General features: G+C 44.6%; 6 protein-coding genes. 4 read left to right on the top strand and 2 right to left on the bottom strand.

Going from position 1 to position 5,810, the window contains the following annotated elements; all coding sequences use genetic code 11:
* The first annotated feature begins 560 nt into the window (after positions 1-560).
* Positions 561-1,052 (top strand): NUDIX hydrolase, encoded by a 492-nt coding sequence (locus ACRC32_RS01750; protein WP_438552363.1) that lies wholly within the window; start codon positions 561-563, stop codon positions 1,050-1,052.
* A gap of 98 nt (positions 1,053-1,150) precedes the next feature.
* Here ACRC32_RS01750 and ilvN read toward each other — a convergent pair whose 3' ends face one another.
* Complete coding sequence (ilvN, locus tag ACRC32_RS01745; RefSeq protein ID WP_438552362.1) at positions 1,151-1,675, bottom strand: acetolactate synthase small subunit; 525 nt, start codon at positions 1,673-1,675, stop codon at positions 1,151-1,153.
* Between the two features lie 504 nt (positions 1,676-2,179).
* On the opposite strand from ilvN, the gene ACRC32_RS01740 reads away from it, so the two are divergent.
* A complete protein-coding gene (locus ACRC32_RS01740) occupies positions 2,180-2,518 on the top strand; it encodes a phospholipid-binding protein (protein WP_039716656.1) in 339 nt (112 codons plus the stop codon).
* A 57-nt stretch (positions 2,519-2,575) separates the two neighbouring features.
* Here the strand turns inward: ACRC32_RS01740 and ACRC32_RS01735 are convergent, their stop codons facing one another.
* Positions 2,576-3,517: an alpha/beta fold hydrolase gene (locus tag ACRC32_RS01735; protein WP_438552361.1), complete on the bottom strand. Its 942-nt coding sequence runs from the start codon at positions 3,515-3,517 to the stop codon at positions 2,576-2,578.
* A gap of 356 nt (positions 3,518-3,873) precedes the next feature.
* On the opposite strand from ACRC32_RS01735, the gene infC reads away from it, so the two are divergent.
* A complete protein-coding gene (gene infC, locus ACRC32_RS01730; RefSeq protein ID WP_015154368.1) occupies positions 3,874-4,410 on the top strand; it encodes a translation initiation factor IF-3 in 537 nt (178 codons plus the stop codon).
* A 399-nt stretch (positions 4,411-4,809) separates the two neighbouring features.
* On the top strand, positions 4,810-5,706 hold the full coding sequence (locus ACRC32_RS01725) for a DMT family transporter (RefSeq protein WP_438552360.1): 897 nt from the start codon (positions 4,810-4,812) through the stop codon (positions 5,704-5,706).
* Positions 5,707-5,810 lie beyond the last annotated feature (104 nt).

The following is a 5,810-nucleotide window of genomic DNA, read 5'->3' as shown; positions in this document are numbered from 1 at the left end:
TCTTCCTCAGCCTGTGGTTGAGGTTGATTTCTACGATTCTGCATCCGACCCGTAGTTGCACGTTTACGAAACTTACGGGCATATGCCTGATTCCGTAGCGCCTTTTCTTTTTTTTGGTTACGGCGCTTAGCCATGTTCACCTCATTATTTGTAGACAACAAAACACCACCCCTAGAGTTCCTAGAGGCGATTGGACTCACCGACATCAGCGGTATTTTCCCAGCTTAGCGGATTAATGTCATAAGTATAAACCAATCGGACTGTAGTAGTCAGCTAATTCCAACTTAGCATGCGCGATCGCTAACGGCATTTGCAGTACTCAGAAGCGATCGCCACCATTTGCATTAAGAAACATTAATGAATCTCAATAGTTAATCTCGGGAAAAAGCTATAGCTAAATACAGCTCTGGGCATAGTTTTGAGTTGTAGATCGATAAATGATAAGATGAATTTAAACTATATTAAGACATTATCAAAAGCTAGGATAGACTATCTGTCTGGGGTTTCACCGAATTTTTTCAGCATATGAAAATTTATAAATTTTAACTAACGGTTAAATAGTGATTTTTTCTAGTTTTAAGGCGATCTCCCAACCTCTACGCCGCTGGTGGCAATTTATTCAAACTGTCATCGGCATCATATTTCGTCATCCCGTCCCAGGCACGAGTATCATTCCCATCTTGCCTGATGGTCGTATCGTTTTGATTCGCCGTCGTGATAATGGGCTGTGGTCGCTACCAGGAGGGATGGTAGATTGGGGTGAGGATGTGGCTACGGCAGTCAAACGAGAATTAGCCGAGGAAACGGGGCTGGATTTAGTCAAAATTCGGCGACTGGTAGGAGTTTATTCCGCACCCGATCGCGATCCGCGCATCCATTCGATTTGTATTGTAGTTGAGGCAGATGTTACAGGCAGGATGAAAGTCCGCGATCCATTAGAAGTGATGGAAGTTCGTGCATTTCCTCCTGGTGCTTTACCTCCCGGTCAACTTGCTCACGACCACAGCCAACAATTGCAGGACTATTTTGCAGGATTGACGATTTTAGCCTAGCTATAGTCAAAAGTCAAAAGTTAAAAGTCAAACTTATCATGCCACTAGCTACCAGCAACTAACCTCTAGTCCCTGATAACTGATAACTGATAACTGACTTACGAAACTTTTACCTCGACTTGAGACTTGAGATATTCCGTATTGACTCCCGACTCTCGCACGAGGGCAATTTTGCCTGTACGGGCGACCTCTCGCAGTCCAAACTTTTGTAATAACTGCACGATCGCGACAATTTTACCAGGGTCGCCGACAACCTCTAAGGTGAGGGAGTCTTCAGCCACATCAACCACTCTAGCGCGAAAGATCTGAGCAATTTCAATCACTTCCGAGCGATTAGAGCTGGTAGCACTCACTTTAATCAACATCAATTCCCGCTCGACACAAGGAACTTCGGTGATATCTTGGACTTTGAGGACGTGGACGAGCTTATATAACTGCTTGGTCAGCTGTTCGATGACGCGATCGTCCCCAGGGACTACCATTGTAATTCGAGAGACTCCGTTTTGCTCCGCTTGACCGACAGCAAGGCTTTCAATGTTAAAGCCACGACGGGCAAATAAACCCGCAATGCGGGTTAGTACCCCCGCTTCATCTTCCACTAGAACTGAAAGGGTGTGTTTCATTTTTAATGGTTGATGGTTGATGGTTGATGGTAAACGCTGGCGCTACACTGCGTGAAGATGGTTGATGGTTGATAGTTGCTACTCACTGCTCTCTACTTTCTGTCCGATCGCTAAAATCAATCTGTTCAGCCTTATATTCTATCTCGATCTATCTCGTCTTTCGCTCTCAACGGATGTTTTCTAGCTGAAAAAAATCCATGTGTTGTTGTAAGAGTTACGCACTGGAAGCTAGAGATCTCGATCCCCCTCACCCCCCTCGAAAAGGGAAAATTCAAAGTCCCCTTCAAAAGAAGGTTAGGGAATTGCCGAGTAGATAGTGAGGCTTATGACGCGATTTTAGGTTAAAAATTAGCGAAAAAAATTAAATTTAACTTAATTAAACTTCAATTCGCAGATTTACTCTTAAGATTATCAACTTGTGACTATATCTTCTTTCAGATAGGTGTGGCGATCGCTACGCAAACTTACACTGAGAGCAGTTAATTACTCAAGGAGAAAAAATTTATGGGTTGGTTACAAAGACTGTTTGGCATGGAAAAACCGCAAAACGCTCAAGTTAATCCTACGCCACAGGCTGCTGCTGCCACTGAATCAGTTCCTCCCGAGCGTCTAGGATTGAATGGAGAATACGATCAGAGTGGTTTAGCTAAGCGTGTTGCTTTGGCATTTGATGAAGACCAAAGCTTAACTGACGTTGATACTCTCTACGTAGCTCAAACGGGTAGTACCGTGGTTTTAAAAGGCAAGGTTCCCAGCCAAGATATTTTGCAAAAAATGGTTTCTGTTGCCAGAAACGTCCAAGGCGCAACTGACGTAACTACCGATCAAGTCAGTATCGGATAAAAACTGATGGCTGATTGTTAATGGTTAATGGCGATACAAACAATTAACCATTAACAACTAATTATTAACTTTGTCTAGAGCAAGATCGGGACGGGCAAGGAAAGAGTCCATCCAGTCCAAGACTGCTTGGTTGACTTCTTCAGGGCACTCATCATGAGCGAAATGTCCTGCATTCTCTAAAATTAGAAGCTGCACGTTAGGATTGTAAGCTGCAAACTTGGGGGCGAAAGCGGGTGGAATCATGCGGTCTTGCTGTCCCCAAATCAGTAGGATGGGAATGTTTAGATTTGGCAAGATGCTCTTGACTGAAGGATCGAATTGAGAATCTAACATAGCTTTTAGCGTGGCATAGAAAGCTTGTGCCGAACCTCGGTCTTGAGCTGGTCCTAACAAAATATCTACTAATTCATCAGTTACGGCTTCAGAATTAGCATATGCAATGCCTGCCCAACGCTTTACCACTTGGGGGCGGCGGACAATGCGAAAAATGGTTTTGATTAATAGGGGTGAGGTGAAGAGATTTTCGATCGCGGCGATCGCGGGACGTAAAATCTTAGGTATGGCTTCCTGTCGGATAGATAGATCGGGAAGGCTAAGCATCACAATACCCTGCACCATATCGGGATGCATGGCTGCCGCTCTCAGCGACACTAGCGAACCGATAGAATTACCAACTAAGACGACTGGATGCTGAATAAACGTGCGCCAGAAATCGTAAACTTGTTCTACCCACAGTTCTACCTTATAGCTCACTGGAGCTTTTTCCGACGCACCAAAGCCCAACATATCTACCGCGTAAACTGTGTGCTGTTCCCCTAGCACGGCTAAGTTTTGTCGCCAATGACCGATTGACGTGCCAAAGCCATGCAGTAAAATTATCGGTGTTGTCTGAGGCTGGGGTTGTTCTGGGCGAATAAAAGTGTAGCGAGTCTGCCAGCCACGCCAAATCCAGTCTCTTTGACTGCCAACCCGTTGCTGCCAGTGTAATAAGGTATCCACGCTTGTTTTGGTCAATTTGAATAAAGTTATAAAATCTCTAAATTATTTTAACAATTGAGATGTTTTGATGGGAGGCGATCGCATCTATCCTGAGAAGTTAAGGTGAGCTTAACAAATGAATGGCGATCGGAGTTCGCAAATAGAGGAATTTCCCTACCCCTAACTAGCAGAAAAAAGTGTTATCGTGAATTGCAAGTACCGAGAAAGCCTGCTGTTTGCTATGGATTGAAGACTCTAAATTTCCGTTCCCGAAAGCCGAGTGGTTGGTGTGAAGGTATACATAGTTGTCTTAGTCTAATAGTTGCTCAAGCTGGATTCATCCCAGTTATCTAACAAACAGTTGCTAATAATCCTATATGCCTGTGATTGAAAAAAGAAGACCCACAAAAGATTTACCCCAAATTAACGAACGCATTCGCTTCCCTAAGATTCGAGTCATCGATACTGATGGCAGTCAGATGGGAATTTTAACTCCCTATGAAGCACTGCAAATTGCTGAGGAAAAAGAACTAGACCTCGTTCTGCTCAGCGATAAAGCTGACCCGCCTGTGTGCCGAATTATGGACTACGGCAAGTATAAATTCGAGCAGGAGAAGAAGGCGCGGGAAGCTCGGAAGAAGCAGCATACGGCTGACGTGAAAGAAGTGAAGATGCGCTACAAGATTGAGGAACATGACTATCGAGTGCGCGTCAATCAAGCCGAACGCTTCTTGAAAGATGGCGATAAGGTGAAAGCAACTGTGATGTTCCGAGGTCGCGAAATTCAACACAGCGATTTGGCAGAAACCCTACTCAAGCGTATGGCGACGGATCTGCAAGAGGTGGGAGAGCTACAACAAGCGCCGAAAAAGGAAGGGCGCAATATGATGATGTTGATCTCTCCCAAGAAGTAGATCCCCCCAACCCCCCTTAAAAAGGGGGGCTTTTGATTTGCGATCGCGCGCTAGGATGATAAGTTACGCGCGATCGCATTTTCGTTTTAACGTAGAGCGTAGGCATAAGATAGAGATTATGGATTTATTGCGGTAGTTTGTGGAATGAGTGTTTAGAAACACTCCAAACAGGAAAAATATCAGCTCGTAAATTCTAAACGGCATATATTGAAAAATTCCTAGAAAAATATTGTATGTTTTGCTATCGCAGACATAATTAATAATCTTAACTAGCAAAAAAACGTAAAATGTCACTGTACTAGGACAAATCTACTAAATCCGTACCTTCCGCGATCGCTTTTTACTGGCTAAACCTGAAAGTATTCCCTGTGGTGCGCCAAGAAAGAGGAAGTTGCAAGGGTGAAACAAAATCAAAAAATTCGCGGCATCGATCCTGAATTATTAGGATTGATATATGGCTTTGTGGGCGTATTCGGCTTTAGCCTAACATTACCAGCAACTCGCGCTGCCGTCACCGATTTCGACCCCAATTTTGTTGGTTTAGGAAGGGCGATCGTCGCAGCATTTTTGGCAATGTTGGTTTTACGAACAACTCGTCAATCCCTACCCAAGCGCCGTTACTGGAAAAGTATAGCAATTGTCGCTGTCGGAGTCGTTTTAGGATTTCCCCTACTCTCAGCTTGGGCAATGCAACAGCTACCAGCTGCCCACGGCGGAGTTGTTCTAGGACTGATGCCTTTAGCAACGGCATTAGCAGGTGCATGGCGATTAGGGGAACGCCCCAGTTTCGGTTTCTGGATTGCTAGTATTGCTGGTAGTCTTACTGTTGTACTATTTGCCATCGCTTCGGGTGCAGGACAAATGCACTGGGCAGATGCGATCTTACTCGTTGCGGGTTTAGCTGCTGCTGTGAGTTATGCCGAAGGGGGACGGTTGGCAAAAGATTTAGGCGGCTGGCAAGTGATTTGTTGGGCATTAGTACTAACAGCACCAGTATTAGTCATACCAACCGCGATCGCAGTTTATCAACATGGATTAACCGCTTCCCCTGCTGCTTGGATGGGGTTTGCCTACGTCAGTATTATCAGTCAGTTGCTTGCCTTTTTTCCTTGGTATCGCGGACTAGCTTTAGGTGGTGTCGCCAGAGTCGGACAAGTTCAACTGATACAACCATTTTTGACAATTTTCGCCTCAGCACTCTTACTTGGTGAGACAATTACACCTCTAACTTTAGGCGCTGCAACAATAGTAGTGATGACAGTGGCATTAGGTAGGAAGTCAAAAGTTAAAAGTTAAAAGTCAAAACTATAACAATACTTATAAACTCACACCAACTACCAACCACCAATTACCCATTACCTCTTACCATGCAAGTCCAAGCGATCGCCCAATTTGGGGAA

The sequence above is a fragment of the Chroococcidiopsis sp. genome (assembly GCF_051657925.1).
In the GTDB taxonomy this organism is placed as follows: domain Bacteria; phylum Cyanobacteriota; class Cyanobacteriia; order Cyanobacteriales; family Chroococcidiopsidaceae; genus Chroococcidiopsis.
The sequence above is the reverse complement of the archived record's forward strand: the minus strand, read 5'-3'. Positions and strand labels throughout refer to the sequence as shown.

Excerpts from the sequence above, each read along its gene's own strand:
- ilvN (WP_438552362.1), bottom strand. The coding sequence starts at position 1,675 with ATGAAACACACCCTTTCAGTTCTAGTGGAAGATGAAGCGGGGGTACTA.
- ACRC32_RS01740 (WP_039716656.1), top strand. The coding sequence starts at position 2,180 with ATGGGTTGGTTACAAAGACTGTTTGGCATGGAAAAACCGCAAAACGCT.
- infC (WP_015154368.1), top strand. The coding sequence starts at position 3,874 with ATGCCTGTGATTGAAAAAAGAAGACCCACAAAAGATTTACCCCAAATT.